The following is a 17,842-nucleotide window of genomic DNA, read 5'->3' on the forward strand; positions in this document are numbered from 1 at the left end:
GGGTTCGCCATGGCTTTTCACAGCCTGGCCCTTAGTTCCCACAGCAGCGGGAAGTAGTGCATCCGGACCCGCCCGCGTAGGTAGGGGGCGCCCGTCGAGCCGCCGGTGCCCGATTTCGTGCCGATCTGCCGTTCGACCATCTGGACGTGCCGCATCCGCCACTGTGCGGTGGTCTCGTCATGCGTCAGAAGGTCCTCGGCGAGTTGCCACAGATCGTCGTGCGATCGGCGGTCCCTCGCCACGGTCAGCAGCGCGGCCATGATCTCGTCATCGTCGGAAACCGGCAGGCCACGTCGGGACAGGGCGGTCACATAAGCATCCCACAGCGTCGGCTCTTCCAGCCGTCGCCGCAGTCTGGCCCGTTCGGTGTCGTCGGCGTCCCTGAGCCGATCGAGATAGCGGGCGTCCTTGACGCCGGACAGGAACTCCAGCTCGCGGAACTGCACCGACTGGAAGCCGCTGGCCGGCGCGAGGTGGGCGCGGAACTCCAGGAAGTCCTGAGGCGTCATCGTCTCCAGGACCCCGACCTGCTCGACGAGCACCCGCTCCACCGCGTGCACCCGCTTGAACACGTGCCTGGCCTGCCAGAGCTCGCCATCGCACATGGCGGCTCGGGCCACCTCCAGCTCGTGCAGCAGCAGCTTGAACCAGAGCTCGTAGACCTGGTGGATGGTGATGAACAACAGCTCGTCCGGAGCCTCGGACTGGGGCCGCTGCTGCGCGAGGAGATCGGGCAGGCGAAGGTAGCCGCCGTAGGACAACCGGCCGCCTTCTTCGCCGAACCGCCGATCGTGAGGGACGGCCGCATCATCGTCGACGCCCACCGGTCACCTCCCCCGCCTCGCCCGGTTCTGAATACCGGGCGCACGCCTCGCCGTACCGATACCACCCGAAAAGGGCAAATACGTCAACGTGACATCGACATCGGCGGGTCGTCCTCAGAGGCGGAGGGGTCCTGCTTGAGCTCGTCGAGCCGCTCGGGAACGCCGGCGAGCTCCATCAGCTCGGCCTGGCATCGCTCACACCCGTCGAGGTGCCGCTCGAACGCCTCGTGCTCGTCATCGTCGAGCACACCGAGGACATAGGCGGCCACCTCGTCATGCATCAGCCGGCTACCCCCTTGTCGCGCAGCAGTTCGCGCAGCGCCCGGATGCCGTAGTAGAGCCGGGACTTCACGGTGCCCGGCGGAATCCCCAGTATCTCCGCCGCTTCACTTATCGTACGGTCCCGGAGATAGGTCTGCTCGATGACTTCGCGGTGTTCTTCGGACAGACTGCGGAGGGCGTCGGCGACGACCATCGCCGACAGGGCGCGCTCCGCGCCGTCGGGCACCGCCATCATGTCGCTGTCAGGCGGTTCGACCTCGTGCGGCCGAACACTCTTCCGGCGACGTCCATCGATGACGATCCGACGGGCTACGGTGAGTAGCCAGGCCCAGAGAAGGCCCGGCTCCCACTGCAGCCGTGCCGAGTTACGCCAAGCACGGACCAGCGTCTCCTGTACGACATCCTCGGCCCATTGCAGATCGTTACCGGTGGACTTGCGTACGTGGCGCAGGAGAGGGCCGCCGAACTCCTGGTAGAGCTCCGCGATGCGGTGCTCCGCCTCGGCTTCGGCACTCTCGAACCTGCCGTCGAGGTGACCTAGCACGGGGCACATCTTTACATCTTCGTTATGCGTCCGGTAGCCACTCCGATAACTCCAGTCATTTCTGACTATCTCCCGGAATAGGTGAACCGGGCTCGGAATACCCGCGTACCTCCGACCATGCACAGGCTTTTGCGCGGCGAAGTGGTGATGTTCAGTGGCTTCGCCCTCGCGGCTGCGATCACGATCCTCCTGATCATGCCGCAGGCGAACACGGCCGTGCTGACCGAGGTCACTCAGACCGCATCGGGCCCGCTCGGGCCCGCTGATCGTGACTTCCTGGTCAAAGTACGGCAGGCGGGCCTCTGGGAGATTCCCGTAGGCCAATGGGCCCAGGTACGGGCCGACTCGGCCAGGGTCAAGGACGTCGGCGCCCATCTTGTGGAGGACCACAAGAAGCTCGACGCCGCGGTCCGCCAGCTAGCGGGACGGCTCGCCGTACCGCTGCCCGATCGAGCCAGTCCGGACCAGCAACAGTGGATGGCGCAGCTCGCCACCGAAACCGGACCGGCCTTCGACCGGGACTTCGCCAACCTGCTCAGAGCCGCGCATGGCAAGGTCTTCAGCCTTGTCGCGAACGTGAGGGCGGGCACCCGCAACTCGGAGATCAGAAGGTTCTCCGGGACAGCCATGACGGTGGTCATGCGGCACATGACGCTGCTGGAATCCACCGGGCTGGTCAACTACGACGAACTGCCGGCACCCCCGACGCCTTCACCCGCAGCACCCGCCCCTGCGGCGGTCGACCCGAGGAGACAACCATGAGATCCAGACGCATGGCCGCGGCCATGTCCGCCTTGGCCATGGTGGCCGGCGGGCTGGTATCCGCGGCCGTCATCGGCAGCGCGACACCAGCACTGGCCGACCACTGCGAAGTCGGCGAACAGGCTCCGCAGAACAACAACAGGCAGCAGCAGGACCAGAACCAGCAGCAGGATCAGGATCAGCAGAACCAGGACCAGGACCAGGACCAGAACAACCAGCAGGACCAGAACCAGCAGCAAGACCAGAACCAACAGCAGGACCAGCAGCAGAACAACCAGCAGGATCAGAACAACCAGCAGAACGACCAGCAGCAGAACCAGCAGGACCAGAACCAGCAGCAGGACCAGCAGCAGCAGAACGGGGACCAGGACCAACAGCAGCAGGACCAGCAGCAGAACGGCGTATCCGGTGGCGGTATCGCCGCCGACCCGGTCCAGGACCCCAACGCGCAGGACCAGGGCAACCAGGACCCCAACGCGCAGGACCAGGGCAACGACGAGGTCCAGAGCCAGAACCGCCAGCAGAACGACGTCCAGAACCAGGACCAGAACAACCGGCAGAACAACGTCCAGGACCAGAACGCCCGGCGGAACGGCAACCCGGACCAGGACCAGGACCGTCGCAGGAACCGCCCCAGGCCCACTCAGCGGCCGACGAACTCGCCCTCACCCAGCCCCTCCCCCACCGGAGGCGGCGAGGAGAACGAGTGCGCCGACCTCGGCCCGTTCGTGACCGACTTCGTCAACATCAGGCAGATCCAGCCGCGTCAGCTCGACGCGCGGATCGGCAGGAACGGCTCCAGGGGATCGTTCGTCTCCGCCTGTGGGACGAACCGCAACGGTCACAACAACCCCGACAACTTCATCGTCGCTCCCGGTGTCAGCAACGGCGCACACCACCTGCACGACTACGTGGGCAACCTGTCGGCCGACGCCTTCTCGACCGACGAGAGCCTGGAAGCCTCGGGCACCACGTGCCGCCTGGGTGACAAGTCCACCTACTACTGGCCCGTGCTGCGTAACCGCCAGGTCGACGCCAACACCGCGGACCCGGACGGCAACGTCGGCCAGGTCCTGCGCCCCCGTTCGGTGACGCTGCAGTTCCGTGGGAACGCGACCTCCAAGGTCGTGGCGATGCCGCGCTTCCTGCGGATCATCATGGGCGACGCCAAGGCGGCCACGAACGGCCCGGCCAACGCCCGCGCCGGCTGGAGCTGCACCGGCTTCACCAACCGGGTAAGTCCTGACAAATACCCGCTTTGCCCGCGCGGCAGCCAGGTAGCCCGTATTCTGGACTTCCCGAGCTGCTGGGACGGCCAGAACACCGACAGCGCCAACCACCGCAGCCACATCGTCTTCCCTGATCAGAACGGCGCATGCCCGCAAGGAACCCAGGCCGTGCCGCAGCTCCACATGGTGCTGACGTACTCGGTGCCCTCAGGACCGTCGTTCGCTGTGGACGCGTTCCCCGAGCAGCTCCACAATCCGATCACCGACCACGCGGACTTCGTCAACGTGATGCCGGAGCGCCTGATGAACAACGCGGTCAACTGCATCAACCGAGGCCGCCGCTGCTGACCTGACATCCGTGTCGCGACGGTAGCCAATGTCAGGCCCTCCCGAGTCGCACCCTCACCCCGACCATGGAGGGAATCGATGCTCCACAGACGTCAACCCCGGCACGCCCCGAGCAAACTGGACAGCAGAAGCGTCCGGCTCGGGGCGAGCGCCTCCCTCGCCGCGATCCTCCTGTCAGTGTTCGCCCTGACACTGACGGATCGCGGCATGGCGATGCTCGGCCGCGTGGTGGGCTTCCTCGAGTTCTACGGAGGCGTGCTCGCCTTGGTCAGCCTGACCGCCACGGTGGCGCTCGGGCTGCTCACCACGGAGCGCGTCTTCCTGTCCCCGCCGAACCGGGTCCGGGCGCAGTTCGCGCACCGGGCCACCGCGTTCGCCGGGATGGCCTTCCTGCTCACGCACATCTCACTCATGATCTCGCTCAACCACGTCCCGCTGGCCGCGGCCGTGGTTCCCGTGGCGGGGCTCTACGTGGGATTCGGCACGATCGCGTTCGACATGATGGTCGTGGTCGCGGTGACCGGCATGCTGCGAGGACGTTTCGCGGTGACCGGAAGGCCGTGGCTGTGGCGGTTCATGCACGCCTCCGCCTACCTGTCCTGGCCGATCGCCATTCTGCACGGGCTGACCGCGGGCCGGTTCGCGGCGAGCTGGGTGTCCTGGTCGTACATGGCCTGCCTGGCCGCCGTCGGCTCGGCCCTGCTCATCCGGGTCCTGGCCACGCTGCTCAGGCCGGCGCTGACGCCTGAGTGGGTCGACGCCCCTGAGGTCAGCGACATGCCTGTCGCCGTACCTGAAGGGATCAACGCGCCGGTCAGCCTCGCCGAGGCCCGACGGAAGTACCGCGAGGCGGGATGACCCCGCCCGAGAATCGCTAGGAGAACGCCGTGATCCCGCATTCAGTGCCGCGCGTGCTGCGGATGGGTCCGGCCCGTCTCACGGCCGGACTCGACCACACCAGGCGGCTGGACCTGCCCGCGCACCGCACATTGCACGGTGACCAGGTGCCCCGCAGCCTCGACGACATCATCGCCCTGGTCGAGGAGGTGGACATGCGCGGGCGGGGCGGCGCGGCGTTCCCGTTCGCCCGCAAGCTGCGGGCGGTGGCCGACGCCGCCCGCGGCGGCGAGTGCGTGGTGCTGGTCAACGGCGCCGAGGGCGAGCCGGCCAGTTCCAAGGACGCCATGCTCCTGGTGCGCAACCCGCACCTGGTGCTCGACGGCGCGGTTCTGGCCGCGGAGGCGCTGAACGCCCGCGAGGTGGTGCTCGCCACCGTCGAGGGCGAGGTCGCGAAGTCCTCGATCGAGGCGGCCGTGGCCGAGAGGCGGGCCGCCAACGTGGCGGGCGCGGCCGAGAGCCGCATCAACATCAGGGTCGTCGGCCTGCAGGAGAAGTTCATCTCCGGCGAGGGCGGCGCCCTGGTGCGCGCGGTCAACGGCCTGGAGGCGGTGCCGCCGGGCAGGAAGCGGCGGGCCAGCACGAGCGGCGTCGACGGGCTGCCCACGCTGCTGTCCAACACCGAGACGTTCACCCAGCTCGCCGTGCTCGCCGAGCTCGGCGCGGAGGAGTACGCGAAGGTCGGCACCAGCAGGGAGCCGGGCACCACCTTGCTCAGCGTGAGCGGCGGAGCGGCGAACCCCGCCGTCGTGGAGGTGCCGACCGGCACTCCGCTGATCAACGTCCTCGAGATGTGCGAGGCGGAGATCGGCGACGGAGTGCTGATCGGCGGCTACCACGGCGCGTGGCTGGACGCTGAGACGGCCATCTCCGCCATCATCTCGCGCGAGGGCATGAAGAGGGCCGGCGGCAGCCTCGGCGCGGGCATCATCGTGCCGCTCGGGGAGTCGACCTGCTCACTCGGCGAGGCCGCCAGGGTCGCCGCGTACCTGGCGGCCCAGTCGTCCGGGCAGTGCGGCCCCTGCCGCCTCGGCCTGCCCGACGTGGCCAGGGCGCTCACCGCCCTGGTCGACGGCTCGGGCTCGACCGACTCCATCCGGCGCTCGGTGCGCGCTGTCGAGCGCCGGGGCGCGTGTTTCCACCCGGACGGCACCGCCAAGTTCGTGCTGTCGACGCTGGACGCGTTCGAATCCGACATCGCGCTGCACCAGGAGCACGGCTCGTGCGGACGTCCGGTGCGTGGCATCCTGCCGCTGCCGGAGCGGGAGGACGAGCCGGAGTACCGCCTGGAGGTGGACTGGACCCGCTGCCAGGGGCACGGCCTGTGCGCGCACCTGCTGCCGGAGTTCGTCAGCCTGGACGACTACGGCTTCCCGTCGTTCAAGACGGTGCCCGGCTGGATGGTCAAGGAGGCCAGTCGCGCGGTCGACATGTGCCCCGCGCTGGCCCTGCGCCTGGCCCAGGCGACTTAGCGGCCGTTGCGCGGTCCAGCCGCCTCGTCCGCCGGCCACGGCGGACGAGGCGGTCTTTTCCATCGCCGCCGCTACCCGAACAGACCGGCCGGCGGATCGGCGGGCAGCCCGATCGGGAAGATCCGCGTCTCACCACCGTAGCCGTCGACGTCGGTGGTCACGTTGGCCGCCAGCCAGCGGCCGTCCGGTGACCAGGCCAGCGGCCCGCCGTAGATGCCGCCGCGGCGGCGCGTGATGATCTTGTGGTCGGTGATCCTCCAGACGCACAACTCGTGCTCACTGGGCTCGTAGTACCGGTTCGTGTCGACCGTGGCCGCCACATAGGCGCCGTCCGGGCTCACCGCCAGACCCTTCACCCCTTCCCCGACGTCGGCGATGGTGCCCACGATGCTCACGGTCGACGGATCCAGGACATGGATATTCGCGCCCATGCCTGCCACGAACAGCCGGGACTCGTCCGCGGTGAAAGCCGCCGACTCAACGGTGAATTCCGGATCGTCCGCACCGACGGGCACGACGCCTTCAGCTATGCCGGAATCGCTGACGAACGCGTCGAGCCAGTAACCCTCGCCGTAATCCACGCGATAGCGGCCCGTGCGGGACCGGGCCTTCCCCGGTTGACGGGGCACATCGACGGAGGCGCGCGCGGCCACGTCGTACGCCCACTGCCCGTCCCCTTGGAACGCCGTCAGCGCCACCACGTGCTCCCCGGGAACCCAGACGAGTTGGGGGAAGAGCCCTATTCTCACGCCGTCGACATCGGCATGCTCGGTCCAGTCGTCGGTGTTGTAGATCAGCAGCCCGTCCTTGTCGCTGGCGACCGCCAGATAGCGGCCGTCATCCGAGAAGGCGAGCCCACCCGGCGTGCCCGCCTCCTTGGACCGGCCCTCGAAGGGCATGAGCGTGACCGCGTTGCGCAGGTCCGGAACGTACGCAGCCTCCTCGTAGCGCACGTCGTCGGCAGCCATGGGGTACGCCGCCGTACCCCAGGCGTCGCCGACGCTCAACTGCTCCAGCCAGCGCGGATCGGTCACGTGCACTTCGTACTCGGCCTGGACAAGCAGCTCTTCGTCCTTCCAGCCGCCCGGACGCTCGTAGTAGAAGTCGTAGAGCCGCTCGAAGTCCTCGTCCTGGGGCGGATGGTTGGCGGTCGAGGTCCGCTCGATGTTCTCGATGAACCACCGGCTGTGGAGGTTGACCCACTCATCGTTCAGGATCTGGTCCACGGTGATCGCTTCGCCCAGCGGATGCTCCCACCGCCCCTGCTGCCACAGAACATGGAGGAAGAAGCCGGGCTCATCTGGCAGCGGCGGGTAGGTCTTGGCGTGCGTGTCGTAGTAGACGACGAAGACCTCGAACGTCACCTTGCGGCGCTCAGGTTCGAGCGCAAGCACGCGGACACCGTACAGATCGGTGGACAACTGCGGAACCTCACAGTCAGCAAGAAGGAGTGTGCCACGCACACGAAACGACTGGTACAGCTGATCTTCACACAATCCGTGATTATGGCCCGCAGTCCACGGATTCCGCGCATGATCCCTGGATCTCCTCCATCGGCCCATCCCTCGAGACGGCACCGGCTGCGTTCATGATCTCCATGGGGCCCGTGGGCACTCCGCCATCCGCAGGGGCTTGCGCGTACAAGCCGCGCGTCACTGGACCAGGCGCTCGGCGACGCCGGTGACGATGGGGCAGGACTCGCGGCGGTATCTTCCCGGCGCGAGTCCGTGCTCACGCTTGAAGGCGTTGGCGAAGGCGAACTCCGAGCCGTAGCCGACGCGGGTCGCCACCTCGCTCAGCGGGGCGTCGGTGGAGCGCAGCAGCCGGCCCGCCAGACCCATCCGCCACCAGGTCAGATAGGCGAGCGGGGGCTGCCCCACCAGCGTCGAGAAGCGGCGGGAGAAGGCGGCCCTCGACAGGCCCGCGCGGGCGGCGAGCGACCCCACCGTCCACGGATGGGCGGGATCGCGGTGGACCGCGTCCAGCGCCGCGCTGATGCCGGGGTCCGCCAGGGCGGCCGACCAGCCGCTGACCTCGCAGTGCCCCGGCTCGGCGTCGAGGTGGGCGCGCAGGATGTAGAGCAGCAGCAGGTCCAGCAGGGACGCCACGACGGTGTCGGCGCCCGGACGCGGACTGCCGATCTCGGTGGCGAGCAGGTCGACGGCGGCGCGGAGCTCCGGGTGGTGGCCCAGCCGGGCCGGCAGGTGGATCAGATCGGGCAGGTTGCGCAGGATCGGATGGGATCGGCTGTCGTCGAGCCGGTAGCCGCCGCAGAGGATGACCGTCGCCGCGCCCGGCCCCGCGATCGAGGCGGACCTGAAGAGCGCGGCCTCCTTTTCCGGATCGCAGTCGGAGTCGGGGACGGGGGTGGACGGCGAGTCCGCCAGGACGCAACCGTGGCCGTGCGGGAAGAACACCACGTCGCCGACGCTCAGCGGGATCGGCTCGCCGCCCTCCGGGATGAGCCAGCAGGAGCCCTGGAGGATCACCTGGAAGCCGGCGGAGCCTGGCCAGGAGGAGAACCGCCGCGCCCAGGGGGCGTGCCAGGTGACGTGGCTGGAGTTGGGCAGCCCGACCCGCACGGCGGCGATCACATCACTGAGCACGTCCACGGGGCGAGTCTAGCCCGAGAGACGATCGCGTATGAAAAGCAGACACAGACACATTGGATGACGCAGCGCCCTCTCCTACGGTTGCAGACGAACGAAAGGAGAGCCTCGTGTCCACGAGTGCCACCATGAGAGCCGCGCGCATCCATGAGTACGGCGAGGCGAGCGTGATCCGCCATGACGACATCCCTGTGCCGTCACCGGGGCCGGGTGAGGTGCTCGTCCGAGTGATCGCGACCTCGTTCAACCCCTCGGAGGTCGGGCTGCGCGCCGGGTTGCTGCAGGGCCTGCTGGAGGTGACGCTGCCGTACACCCTGGGCTGGGACGTCTCGGGCACGGTCGCCGAGCTGGGCGCGGGGGTCACCGGCCTCGCCGTGGGAGACGGCGTCATCGGCCTGGTGGCCGGCAGCGCCGCCGAGTACGTGGTCGCGCCGGCGGCCGAGCTGGCCCGCGCGCCGCACAACATCCCGCCGGCCCATGCCGCCGCCATCCCGGTCGCCGGGCTCACGGCCTGGCAGGCGGTCTTCGACCACGCCCGGATCGGCGCCGGGCAGCGGGTGCTGATCAACGGCGCGGGTGGCGGCATCGGCCTGTTCGCCGTACAGCTCGCCAAGCACGCGGGCGCGACGGTGATCGCCACGGCGAGCCCGCGCAGCACCGAGGCGGTCCGCCGGCTCGGTGCGGACGAGATCGTCGACTACACGACCACCCCGCTGCCGGGGGACATGGACGTGGTGCTCAACCTCGCCGCCGTCTCCCCGGAGGAGGCGGCGGCGCTGGCTCCCCTCGGCCGGGTGGTCGTCACCGTCGCCACGCCGATCGACGCGCCGAACGCGCACCACTTCGTCGGCACCAACGAGCCGGCCCAGCTCACCGCGATGGCCGAGCTGATCGACAAGGGCGAGCTCGTCGTCGAGATCGCCGAGACCCATCCCCTGACCCACCTGACGGAGATCCACCGCAGGGCCGAAGCCGGCCAGACCCGCGGCAAGATCATCCTTTTCCCCGAGGAGACCTCGTGATCAAGATCGGCATCATCATCGGCAGCACCCGTCCCGGCCGCAACGCCGAGACCGTCGCCCGCTGGGTGCACGACCTCGCCGTCAAGCGTGACGACGCCGCCTTCGAGCTGGTGGACCTGCGCGAGTTCGACCTCCCGCACCTGGACGAGGCGCTGCCGGCGGCGGCGGGGCGCTACGACCACGCGCACACCCGGGCCTGGTCCGACAGGATCGCCGCGTTCGACGGCTTCATCTTCGTGACGCCCGAATACAACCACTCGACCTCGGGCGCGCTGAAGAACGCGATCGACTTCCTGTTCGCCGAGTGGGCCGACAAGTCGGCGGCGTTCGTCAGCTACGGCGTGGACGGGGGCGCGCGGGCGGCCGAGCACCTACGGCAGGTGCTCGGCCAGCTCAAGGTCGCGGACGTGCCCGCTCAGGTCACGCTCTCGCTGCACACCGACTTCGAGAACTTCAGCGTCTTCCAGCCGGGCCCGCACCAGGAGGAGAAGGTGACCGCCATGCTCGACCAACTGCTCTCCTGGGCCTCGGCGCTGCGCCCGCTCAGGGTCTGAAATGGCTCAGCACCTCGGGGTTGACCATGGCGTCGGGGTTGGCGGCCTGCTCGACCGGGGTGCCGAGCAGGATCCGCCGGATCGGCACCTCCAGCTTCTTGCCGGACAGCGTGCGCGGGATGCCCGGCACGACCCGGATCTCGTTCGGCACGTGCCGGGGGGACAGCTCCGTGCGCAGTGCCGAGCAGATCGCCCGCTCCAGCCGCTCGTCCAGGGCGGCCCCCTCGCCGAGGGTCACGAAGAGCAGCAGCTGCCCGTCCTGACCTAGCTGGCCGGTGTCGATCACCAGGCTGTCGGCGACCTCCTCGAAGCGCTCGACCACCCGGTAGAACTCGCTGGTGCCCATCCGGACCCCGCCCCGGTTGAGCGTGGAGTCGGAGCGGCCGTAGATGACGCAGCTGCCGTCGTCGTTCAGCTTGATCCAGTCGCCGTGCCGCCACACGCCGGGATAGACGTCGAAGTAGCTGTCGCGGTAGCGCTCGCCGTCGGGGTCGTTCCAGAACATCACCGGCATCGACGGCATCGGCTGGGTCAGCACCAGCTCCCCGACCTCGCCGACGACCGGCTCGCCGGTGGGGTCGAACGACTCCACCTTCGCCCCCAGCGATCGGCACGGGATGATCCCGGCCCGGATCGGGTGCAGCACGGTGGCGCCGACGAACCCGGTGCACACGTCGGTGCCGCCGGAGAACGACCCGAGCGGGATCCCCGGCAGCCGCTCGGCCGCCCAGGCGAACCCCTCCGGCGGCAGCGGCGAGCCGGTCGAGCCGACCCCCCGCAGGCTGTCCAGCCCTTCCGGGACGACCCCCGCCTTCATCGACGCCATGATGTACGGCGCGCCGACGCCGAAATAGGTCACCTTCTCCGACGCCGCGATCCGCCACAGGGCGGCGGCCGAGGGGAAGGCGGCCGAGCCGTCGTACAGCACCGGCGTGGCCCCGACCAGCAGGGCGCCGATGAGGTAGTTCCACATCATCCAGCCCGTGGTGGTGTACCAGAAGAACACGTCCCCCTCCCCCAGGTCCTGGTGGAAGGAGAGCGACTTGAGGTGTTCGAGCACCACCCCGCCGTGACCGTGCACGATGGGCTTGGGCAGCCCGGTCGTACCGCTCGAATAGAGGATCCACAGCGGGTGGTCGAACGGCACCCGCTCGAACTCCAGCGGCGCGCTCTGCGCGCGCAGCCCCTCCCAGCCGATCACCTCGCCGTGCGGCAGCTCCCGGGTGTCGGCGGGGGCGGGCTCGGCCCGCTGCGGCGCCCGCCCGTCCTCCACCGCGCTCAGGTACGGGATCCACACGGTGGCGCGGAGGGTGGGCAGGCCGGCGGCGATCTCGTTGACCGCGGCCGAGCGGTCGTAGCTCTTGCCGTTGTAGTGGTAGCCGTCGACCGCGATCAGCACCTTGGGCTCGATCTGCTTGAACCGGTCGATGATGCTCGGCACGCCGAAGTCGGGCGAACCCGCCGACCAGATGGCGCCCAGCGAGGCGGTGGCCAGGAAGGCGATCAGGGCCTGCGGAATGTTCGGCAGGTAGCCGGCGACCCGGTCGCCGCGCTCGACGCCGAGCCGGACCAGGCCCGCCCGGACGCGGGCGACGTCCTCGCGGAGCTCGGCCCAGGTCAGCTCCTGGCGGGCGCCGTCTTCGGAGACGAAGACCGCCGCGACGCCCTCGGTGCGGCGCAGCGCATTCTCCGCGTAGTTGATGGTGCTGCCGGCGAACCACTCGGCCTGCGGCATCGTCCCGGTGATCACGGGCCCGTCGGCCCGCTCCCCGAGCACGTCGAAGTATTCCCAGATCGTGGTCCAGAACTCCGCCGGACGGTCGACGGACCACTGCCACACCTCCTCGTAACCCGCCCCGGCTCGCCCGATCCAGTCCAGATAGCGAGTCAGCCTGGCGCGAGCGACGATCTCATCAGTGGGTTCCCAGAGAAGTGCACCTTCAGCAACCATGTGCCCCATCCTGTCGGCCTGGTGGGAGGAAGTCATACCCGTCTACCCACATAACTCGTTATCTGCGTAGGTGGTCCACCGCCATACGCGCGGCCGTGCCGATCACCGCGTCGGCGCGCGGCTGGTTGAGCGCGCTGCTGAACGAGCGGGTGGACACCGCCACGGCGTAGCGGCCCCCGTCGGGATACTCCACCACGCCCGCCTCGCTGCGCAGGGTCGGCAGCGTCCCGGTCTTGCCGCTGACCCCGACGTCGTCGTACGGGAAGCCGGAGGCCAGCCGGTGCGGCCAGACCTGCAGGTTGAGCACGCCGCGCATCCACGCGCAGGACTCGGCCGAGGCGGCCTCGTCCCGCCAGATCAGGCCGAGCAGGCCGGCCAGCTCGCGGGGGGTGCTGCGGTTGGTGCGCGCCGGGTCGAGCACCCGCAGCCGCGCCAGGTCCTCCGAGTCGAGGAACGGCCAGCCGTGCCCGGCGTCCTCGGCCATGCTCGCGTTGGTCTCCCGGCAGCTGTGCACCACCCGGGTGCCCGCCAGCCCGAAGCCGTCCAGCATGGCGTTGATCGCGTCGCGGCCGATCCTGGCGAGCAGCGTGTCGGCCGAGGTGTTGTCGCTCACCGCGATCATCAGGTAGGCCAGGTCGCGCAGCGAGATCGTGACGTCGTCGAGCATCGAGGAGATCCCCGTCGGCCCACTGACCCGCTCGGCCGCGGTCACCGTCACCCGGATGCGCGGGTCAAGCAGCCCGGCGTCGGCCTGCCTGCAGAACTCCACCAGCAGCGGCACCTTGAACATCGACGCCGTCGGCATCGGCTCGTCGGCGCCGTACGCCACCTCCCGGCCGGTGTCGATGTCGGCCGCGAACAGCCGTCCGCGCACCCCGGCCGCCCGGAACAACGCCTCCAGCTCCGGCACTCCCACACGTGGAGCCTCCACACCGGGAGCCGCCAGATCCGGGACCTTCGGGTCTGGGATCTTCGGATCTGGGCCGCTCATGCCAGCATCCCCGGCCTCCGGCTCACTCGCCGCACCGGGGCGGCTCCCTCGTCCATCATCCCGGCGCGCTCCTTCAATGTCTGTACGGCCACCGCGGAAAACCCGGTCACCGCCGCCGTGGCCGTCCGCCAGGCGGTGGAGACCCGGCAGACGAGCGGCGAGCCTAGCAGCGGCCGCCAGGCCAGCCCCGGCTGCTCCACCCTGGGCCCGAACGCCACCGCGACCCCCGCCAGCACCAGACCCAGCCCGGCCCCCTCGTGCACCTGGGCGGGCACGTAACCGTGGCGGCGGCACTCGGCCAGGACCTCCGCGTGCATGCCCGGCTCCCCCTCCCGGGGCGGCATCAGCAACTCCCGCCCCGCCAGGTCGGCCAGGTGCACCTCGCCGCTGCCCGCCAGCGGGTCGCCGGAGGCCAGCAGCACACCCTGGGGCTGCACCAGCACCTGGCCGAAGCGCAGGCCGGGCGCGCTGACGGGATGGCGCACCACCCCGACGTCGATCAGTCCCTCGGCCAGCGCGCCCACCTGGTCGGCCGTCCAGATCTCGGCCGGGGCGAGCCGTACCTCCGGGTCGCTCGCGCGAAAGCCCTCGACCAGCCCGGCGATTACGGCGGCGGCCAGGTCGGGCGGGACCCCGATCTTCAGGACGGCCCCCTCGCCATGGCGGACCAGCTCGTGCAGGCGGTCCACCCGGGCCACGATCTCCCGGGCCTCACCGAGCAGGAGCCGGCCCGCCTCGGTGAGCCTGACCTGGCGGGACGAGCGGTCGAACAGCCGCACGCCGAGCTCCTCCTCCAACCGCTTGATGCGCTGGCTGAGCGGCGGCTGGGCCATGCCGAGCCGGATCGCGGCGTTGCCGAAGTGCAGTTCTTCCGCGACCACGGTGAAGTAGCGAAGGTGCCGAACCAGGTCCACAACCAGCAACCATAGCCGTATTCATATTGATGTGTGCCTTATATCAGTATTGGACATCGTCGGTCCGGCTCTGCTGTCCTCTGACGCATGGCATCACAAACGGGGGCAATGTACGCGCATCTCCAGCCGGAACGACCTCCCCGGCGCAAACGGCCCAAGTGGCCGTGGATCTGTGCCGCGCTGCTGGTGCCGACGGTCGCCGCCGCCGGTTTCCTCTGGCTGCGGACGGCCGGCTCCCCCGAGAGCGTCGCCGACACGTACCTGCGAGCGTGGGCCGACGAGGACTACAACGCGATGCGGGAGCTGGTCGCCGAGCCGCCCCTCGACTTCGAGCGCACCCACCGGCTCTTCCTCAAGAACCTCAAGGCCGAGCGCGCCTCCTTCACCCGGCACGTGCCGAACGGCGTCTTCGCCTCCACCGGCGCGGACACCGGCGAGGTCACCTTCAAGGCCGTGCTCAGCGGGGCGATCGACTGGACCTACGGCGGGCGGCTCAGGTTCGTCGAGCGGGACCGTACCTGGAAGATCGCCTGGACCCCGGCCGCCGTCCACCCCGACCTCACCAAGAGCCGGACGATCCGGCTGATCCAGGACAAGGGCCCGGCGACTCCGGTGCTGGCCGCCGACGGCAGCCGGATCGACACCCCGGACGCCCCCGGCTCGGTGCAGCAGCTCGTCGAGGGGATGAAGCAGACCTACCCGGACCGGTTCGGCGCGTACGCCCGCGCCCGGATCGACCTGGTCGAGGGCGGCGACACCGTCAAGACCCTGCACAAGACGCCGGACAAGGAGCCGCTGCGCACCACGATCGACCTCAAGGTGCACCGGGCCGGGGCCGCCGCCGTCACCGACATGACCAAGCCCACCTCGCTGGTCGCGGTCCGGCCCTCGACCGGCGAGATCCTGGCCGTGGTGAACAACCCGGGCGGGTTCAACCGCGCCCTGCTCGGCAAGTATCCGCCCGGCTCGACGTTCAAGGTGGTCACCGCCTCCGCGCTGGTCGCCGAGGGGCTGCGGCCGGACGAGCGGGTCGCCTGCCCCGCCGAGCAGAACATCGGCGGCTTCCCGTTCCACAACGCCGGCTTCAAGGACTACGGCACGCTGCCGTTCCGGGACGCCTTCGCGCACTCGTGCAACACCACCTTCGGCGCGATGGGCGTGTCCGACCTGGGCAAGGAGCGGCTGGCGAAGGTGGCCGAGAGCTTCGGCTTCGGCGCCGTGATCGCGCCGGGAGTGCCCGCCGTACGGGCCGAGTTCCCGGCTCCGAAGGACGACACCGACCTCGCCTCGGCCGCCATCGGGCAGGGCCGGGTGCTGGCCAGCCCGCTCAACATGGCCTCGGTCGCCGCCGCCATCGCCGACGGCGCCTGGCGCCCGCCCAGGATCGTCCCCAAGGACATCGTCCCCGACCACACGCTACGACCACGCCCCCTGGAGAAGGCAGTGGTCACCGCCCTGCGCGACCTCATGCCCGCCGTCATCACCGACGGCACCGCCCACGCGGTCCACTTCCCCACCGGCACGGCCGGCAAGACCGGCACAGCGGAGTACGGGTCCGGCAAGGAACCGCCCGCCCACTCCTGGTTCATCGGCTACCGAAAGGACGTGGCCTTCGCAGTGGTCGTGGAGGGCGGCGGCGCAGGCTCCGCCGTCGCCGCCCCGATCGCCGCCCGCTTCCTCACCGAACTGCCCTGACTCCTGCTCATCCGGCCGTTCATCCGGCCGTGAGAAGAGCCCAAACGACCTGCTCGTTCTGGACGTTGTAGTAGTGGCCCCATGCGCCGCCGGTGATCGCGTGCACCACCTGCAGCCCTCGGCCGCACTCGATCATCGCGTCCTCATCGTCAGGACCGGGGTCGTTCACGGGCCGGCGCAGGTGCGGGAAGGTGCAGGCGTGTCCGGGGTCGATCACGACCAGGCGCAGAAAGCTCGGCTCACGCTCCAGCCTCATCCGCACCCACCGCGTCGCGGGCATGGTCCCGAGTCCGTACCTGACGGCGTTGGTGATCAGCTCTGTGGCGAGCAACTGAAGGTCGTACGCCCGAGGATGGTCCGCCCCCGTCCATGACGTGATGGCCTCCCGAGCCCTGGCCGGGACAGCATGAGAATCCAGCTCGGCCACGGTGAAGGTGTGGTGGTGGGACTGGAGCGCCACTTGCATGACTTTCACCCGACTTTCTCCGTTTCGTTCTTGCTTCCGTTTCCGTCCATGTTGTTTCACCGCAAAAGAGAGTCGGTGAATCACTCGCTAGAATGGCACCGGACAAGTATTTTGCTAAGTGGCCGACCAGGTCTGTAGTAACACAGTGCCTGGGCCACCGAGTTTCACCGCGGTGACACGAACGGAGAGGGCGGACCATGGGAATCGAGCGGATAATAGATCCCGAAACCAGTCCAGAAGCCCGATTCGGATATGAATTGCGGGAACGCCGCAAAAAAGCAGGAATGACGCTGGCCCAGCTGGGCGCGCGGGTCGCTCTGACGGGCCAGCAGATCGGCAATGTCGAGCGGGGCGATCGGCGCATGGACGAAGACAGGGCACGCCGCTGCGAGGAAGCCCTGGGCCTCACGCTGAACGACCTCGCCCAGCACCTCCCCCGAAGGTGCCGCAAGAGCTTGACGTTCCGGAACTTCCTACCGTGGCTGGAGAGGGAGAAGCGCGCTACAGAAATATGCGCTTATGAAGGACTAGTCATCCCTGGCCTGCTTCAAACTCGGGAGTACGCGGAAGCCATCTGCCGAGGCGTGCCGGGGGCGACCCCTGAGCAGGCGCAAGAAACCGTGGAGGCGCGGATGCAGCGACAAGCAGTCTTGCATCAGGGCAAACCTCCATACCTGTACGCCGTCATCGATCAGGGTGTACTGCTACGTCCGGTAGGGAGTGAGGAGATCACTCGAAATCAGCTTCAGCACCTCCTGACTATGGGTAGAAGTCCTAATATAGTGATTCAAATCGTCCCCCTACGCGCCATGTCTACGAGTGGGCTGGTGGCCGGATTCGTGATCGCCCGGACCGCCGCAGACGGAGACGGGGCCGCCTATTTCGACTCCCCCGACGGGGGCCGCATGGTGGACCGGCTTGAGTCCGTGGAGAAGCTGAAATTCTGGTTTCAGACGATCAGGGCGGACGCACTCCCCCGGGCAGACTCGTTGGCGCTGATCGAAGAGAGGTTGGAACAACCATGGACCTGGAACTGAGCGAGGAACTCAAGAACGCGACCTGGCGGAAGAGCCCCCTCTCGGACGGCCAAGGAAACTGCGTAGAGGCAGCCCTCCTATCCGGCGGACGCGTCGCCGTACGAGACAGCAAGGACCCCGACGGCCCCGCCCTGGTCTTCACCGACCCAGAATGGAAGGCGTTCACCGGCGGCGTGAAAACCGGAGCATTCGACCTCTAGGCACTAACGAAAGGGGGCCTGGCCGTCTTCCAGGCCCCCTTCCAC

General features: G+C 69.1%; 18 protein-coding genes. 9 read left to right on the forward strand and 9 right to left on the reverse strand.

Annotated elements, in window-relative coordinates:
• Positions 1 to 17: 17 nt before the first annotated feature.
• From IEY87_RS12795 to IEY87_RS12805, 3 genes are all read right to left on the reverse strand, one after another.
• Positions 18 to 824: a tryptophan 2,3-dioxygenase gene (locus IEY87_RS12795; protein WP_189138769.1), complete on the reverse strand. Its 807-nt coding sequence runs from the start codon at positions 822 to 824 to the stop codon at positions 18 to 20.
• A gap of 83 nt (positions 825 to 907) precedes the next feature.
• The gene (locus tag IEY87_RS12800; protein WP_189138770.1) at positions 908 to 1,105 is read right to left on the reverse strand and encodes an anti-sigma factor family protein; all 198 of its coding nucleotides are present in this window, start codon (positions 1,103 to 1,105) and stop codon (positions 908 to 910) included.
• Complete coding sequence (locus tag IEY87_RS12805) at positions 1,105 to 1,659, reverse strand: sigma-70 family RNA polymerase sigma factor (protein ID WP_225276966.1); 555 nt, start codon at positions 1,657 to 1,659, stop codon at positions 1,105 to 1,107. Before IEY87_RS12805 ends, IEY87_RS12800 begins: the two co-directional genes overlap by 1 nt.
• A 108-nt stretch (positions 1,660 to 1,767) precedes the next feature.
• On the opposite strand from IEY87_RS12805, the gene IEY87_RS12810 reads away from it, so the two are divergent.
• The 4 genes from IEY87_RS12810 (at position 1,768) to IEY87_RS12825 (ending at position 6,358) form a co-directional block, all read left to right on the forward strand.
• A complete protein-coding gene (locus IEY87_RS12810) occupies positions 1,768 to 2,412 on the forward strand; it encodes a DUF4142 domain-containing protein (protein WP_189138771.1) in 645 nt (214 codons plus the stop codon).
• Positions 2,409 to 3,989 carry a DUF1996 domain-containing protein gene (locus tag IEY87_RS12815; RefSeq protein ID WP_225276967.1) on the forward strand — a complete coding sequence of 527 codons (1,581 nt, stop codon included), beginning with the start codon at positions 2,409 to 2,411 and terminating at the stop codon, positions 3,987 to 3,989. Before IEY87_RS12810 ends, IEY87_RS12815 begins: the two co-directional genes overlap by 4 nt.
• A gap of 78 nt (positions 3,990 to 4,067) precedes the next feature.
• Positions 4,068 to 4,847: a ferric reductase-like transmembrane domain-containing protein gene (locus IEY87_RS12820; RefSeq protein WP_189138772.1), complete on the forward strand. Its 780-nt coding sequence runs from the start codon at positions 4,068 to 4,070 to the stop codon at positions 4,845 to 4,847.
• A gap of 29 nt (positions 4,848 to 4,876) precedes the next feature.
• Positions 4,877 to 6,358, forward strand: a complete 1,482-nt coding sequence (locus IEY87_RS12825; RefSeq protein ID WP_308112914.1) for an NADH-quinone oxidoreductase subunit NuoF family protein — start codon at positions 4,877 to 4,879, stop codon at positions 6,356 to 6,358.
• A gap of 71 nt (positions 6,359 to 6,429) precedes the next feature.
• Here IEY87_RS12825 and IEY87_RS12830 read toward each other — a convergent pair whose 3' ends face one another.
• Both IEY87_RS12830 and IEY87_RS12835 read right to left on the reverse strand, forming a co-directional pair.
• Positions 6,430 to 7,752, reverse strand: a complete 1,323-nt coding sequence (locus IEY87_RS12830; RefSeq protein WP_189138773.1) for a WD40 repeat domain-containing protein — start codon at positions 7,750 to 7,752, stop codon at positions 6,430 to 6,432.
• 258 nt (positions 7,753 to 8,010) lie between these two features.
• A complete protein-coding gene (locus IEY87_RS12835; protein ID WP_189138774.1) occupies positions 8,011 to 8,970 on the reverse strand; it encodes an AraC family transcriptional regulator in 960 nt (319 codons plus the stop codon).
• Between the two features lie 107 nt (positions 8,971 to 9,077).
• Between IEY87_RS12835 and IEY87_RS12840 the strand changes: the two genes are divergently transcribed.
• Positions 9,078 to 9,989, forward strand: a complete 912-nt coding sequence (locus tag IEY87_RS12840) for an NADP-dependent oxidoreductase (protein WP_225276968.1) — start codon at positions 9,078 to 9,080, stop codon at positions 9,987 to 9,989.
• Positions 9,986 to 10,543, forward strand: a complete 558-nt coding sequence (locus IEY87_RS12845) for an NADPH-dependent FMN reductase (protein ID WP_189138775.1) — start codon at positions 9,986 to 9,988, stop codon at positions 10,541 to 10,543. Before IEY87_RS12840 ends, IEY87_RS12845 begins: the two co-directional genes overlap by 4 nt.
• On the opposite strand, the gene IEY87_RS12850 is transcribed toward IEY87_RS12845, so the two are convergent.
• The 3 genes from IEY87_RS12850 to IEY87_RS12860 are packed head-to-tail and all read right to left on the reverse strand — an operon-like array spanning position 10,533 to position 14,399.
• Complete coding sequence (locus IEY87_RS12850) at positions 10,533 to 12,494, reverse strand: acetoacetate--CoA ligase (protein WP_189138776.1); 1,962 nt, start codon at positions 12,492 to 12,494, stop codon at positions 10,533 to 10,535. The genes IEY87_RS12845 and IEY87_RS12850 overlap by 11 nt on opposite strands.
• A gap of 58 nt (positions 12,495 to 12,552) precedes the next feature.
• Positions 12,553 to 13,485: a serine hydrolase gene (locus IEY87_RS12855; RefSeq protein ID WP_189138777.1), complete on the reverse strand. Its 933-nt coding sequence runs from the start codon at positions 13,483 to 13,485 to the stop codon at positions 12,553 to 12,555.
• Entirely contained in the window at positions 13,482 to 14,399 is a 918-nt protein-coding gene (locus IEY87_RS12860; protein ID WP_189138778.1) for a LysR family transcriptional regulator, read from the reverse strand. Before IEY87_RS12860 ends, IEY87_RS12855 begins: the two co-directional genes overlap by 4 nt.
• Before the next feature lie 87 nt (positions 14,400 to 14,486).
• Here IEY87_RS12860 and IEY87_RS12865 point away from each other — a divergent pair, with 87 nt between their 5' ends.
• Entirely contained in the window at positions 14,487 to 16,094 is a 1,608-nt protein-coding gene (locus tag IEY87_RS12865; RefSeq protein ID WP_225276969.1) for a penicillin-binding transpeptidase domain-containing protein, read from the forward strand.
• Positions 16,095 to 16,113: 19 nt separating this feature from the next.
• On the opposite strand, the gene IEY87_RS12870 is transcribed toward IEY87_RS12865, so the two are convergent.
• Positions 16,114 to 16,560 (reverse strand): ATP-binding protein, encoded by a 447-nt coding sequence (locus IEY87_RS12870; RefSeq protein WP_225276996.1) that lies wholly within the window; start codon positions 16,558 to 16,560, stop codon positions 16,114 to 16,116.
• A 197-nt stretch (positions 16,561 to 16,757) separates the two neighbouring features.
• On the opposite strand from IEY87_RS12870, the gene IEY87_RS12875 reads away from it, so the two are divergent.
• Positions 16,758 to 17,597, forward strand: coding sequence for a helix-turn-helix domain-containing protein (locus IEY87_RS12875; protein WP_189138780.1), 840 nt, complete (start codon positions 16,758 to 16,760; stop codon positions 17,595 to 17,597).
• On the forward strand, positions 17,582 to 17,797 hold the full coding sequence (locus IEY87_RS12880; RefSeq protein ID WP_189138781.1) for a DUF397 domain-containing protein: 216 nt from the start codon (positions 17,582 to 17,584) through the stop codon (positions 17,795 to 17,797). The genes IEY87_RS12875 and IEY87_RS12880 overlap by 16 nt, the downstream gene beginning before the upstream one ends.
• Positions 17,798 to 17,842 lie beyond the last annotated feature (45 nt).

It is taken from the genome of Nonomuraea glycinis (assembly GCF_014646515.1).
Lineage (GTDB): Bacteria > Actinomycetota > Actinomycetes > Streptosporangiales > Streptosporangiaceae > Nonomuraea > Nonomuraea glycinis.

Coding starts and splice junctions, on each gene's coding strand:
- IEY87_RS12815 (WP_225276967.1), top strand. CDS start 2,409: ATGAGATCCAGACGCATGGCCGCGGCCATGTCCGCCTTGGCCATGGTG.
- IEY87_RS12820 (WP_189138772.1), top strand. CDS start 4,068: ATGCTCCACAGACGTCAACCCCGGCACGCCCCGAGCAAACTGGACAGC.
- IEY87_RS12850 (WP_189138776.1), bottom strand. CDS start 12,494: ATGGTTGCTGAAGGTGCACTTCTCTGGGAACCCACTGATGAGATCGTC.
- IEY87_RS12875 (WP_189138780.1), top strand. CDS start 16,758: ATGGGAATCGAGCGGATAATAGATCCCGAAACCAGTCCAGAAGCCCGA.
- IEY87_RS12880 (WP_189138781.1), top strand. CDS start 17,582: ATGGACCTGGAACTGAGCGAGGAACTCAAGAACGCGACCTGGCGGAAG.
- IEY87_RS12865 (WP_225276969.1), top strand. CDS start 14,487: ATGGCATCACAAACGGGGGCAATGTACGCGCATCTCCAGCCGGAACGA.
- IEY87_RS12810 (WP_189138771.1), top strand. CDS start 1,768: ATGCACAGGCTTTTGCGCGGCGAAGTGGTGATGTTCAGTGGCTTCGCC.
- IEY87_RS12800 (WP_189138770.1), bottom strand. CDS start 1,105: ATGCATGACGAGGTGGCCGCCTATGTCCTCGGTGTGCTCGACGATGAC.
- IEY87_RS12855 (WP_189138777.1), bottom strand. CDS start 13,485: ATGAGCGGCCCAGATCCGAAGATCCCAGACCCGAAGGTCCCGGATCTG.
- IEY87_RS12870 (WP_225276996.1), bottom strand. CDS start 16,560: ATGCAAGTGGCGCTCCAGTCCCACCACCACACCTTCACCGTGGCCGAG.
- IEY87_RS12805 (WP_225276966.1), bottom strand. CDS start 1,659: ATGTGCCCCGTGCTAGGTCACCTCGACGGCAGGTTCGAGAGTGCCGAA.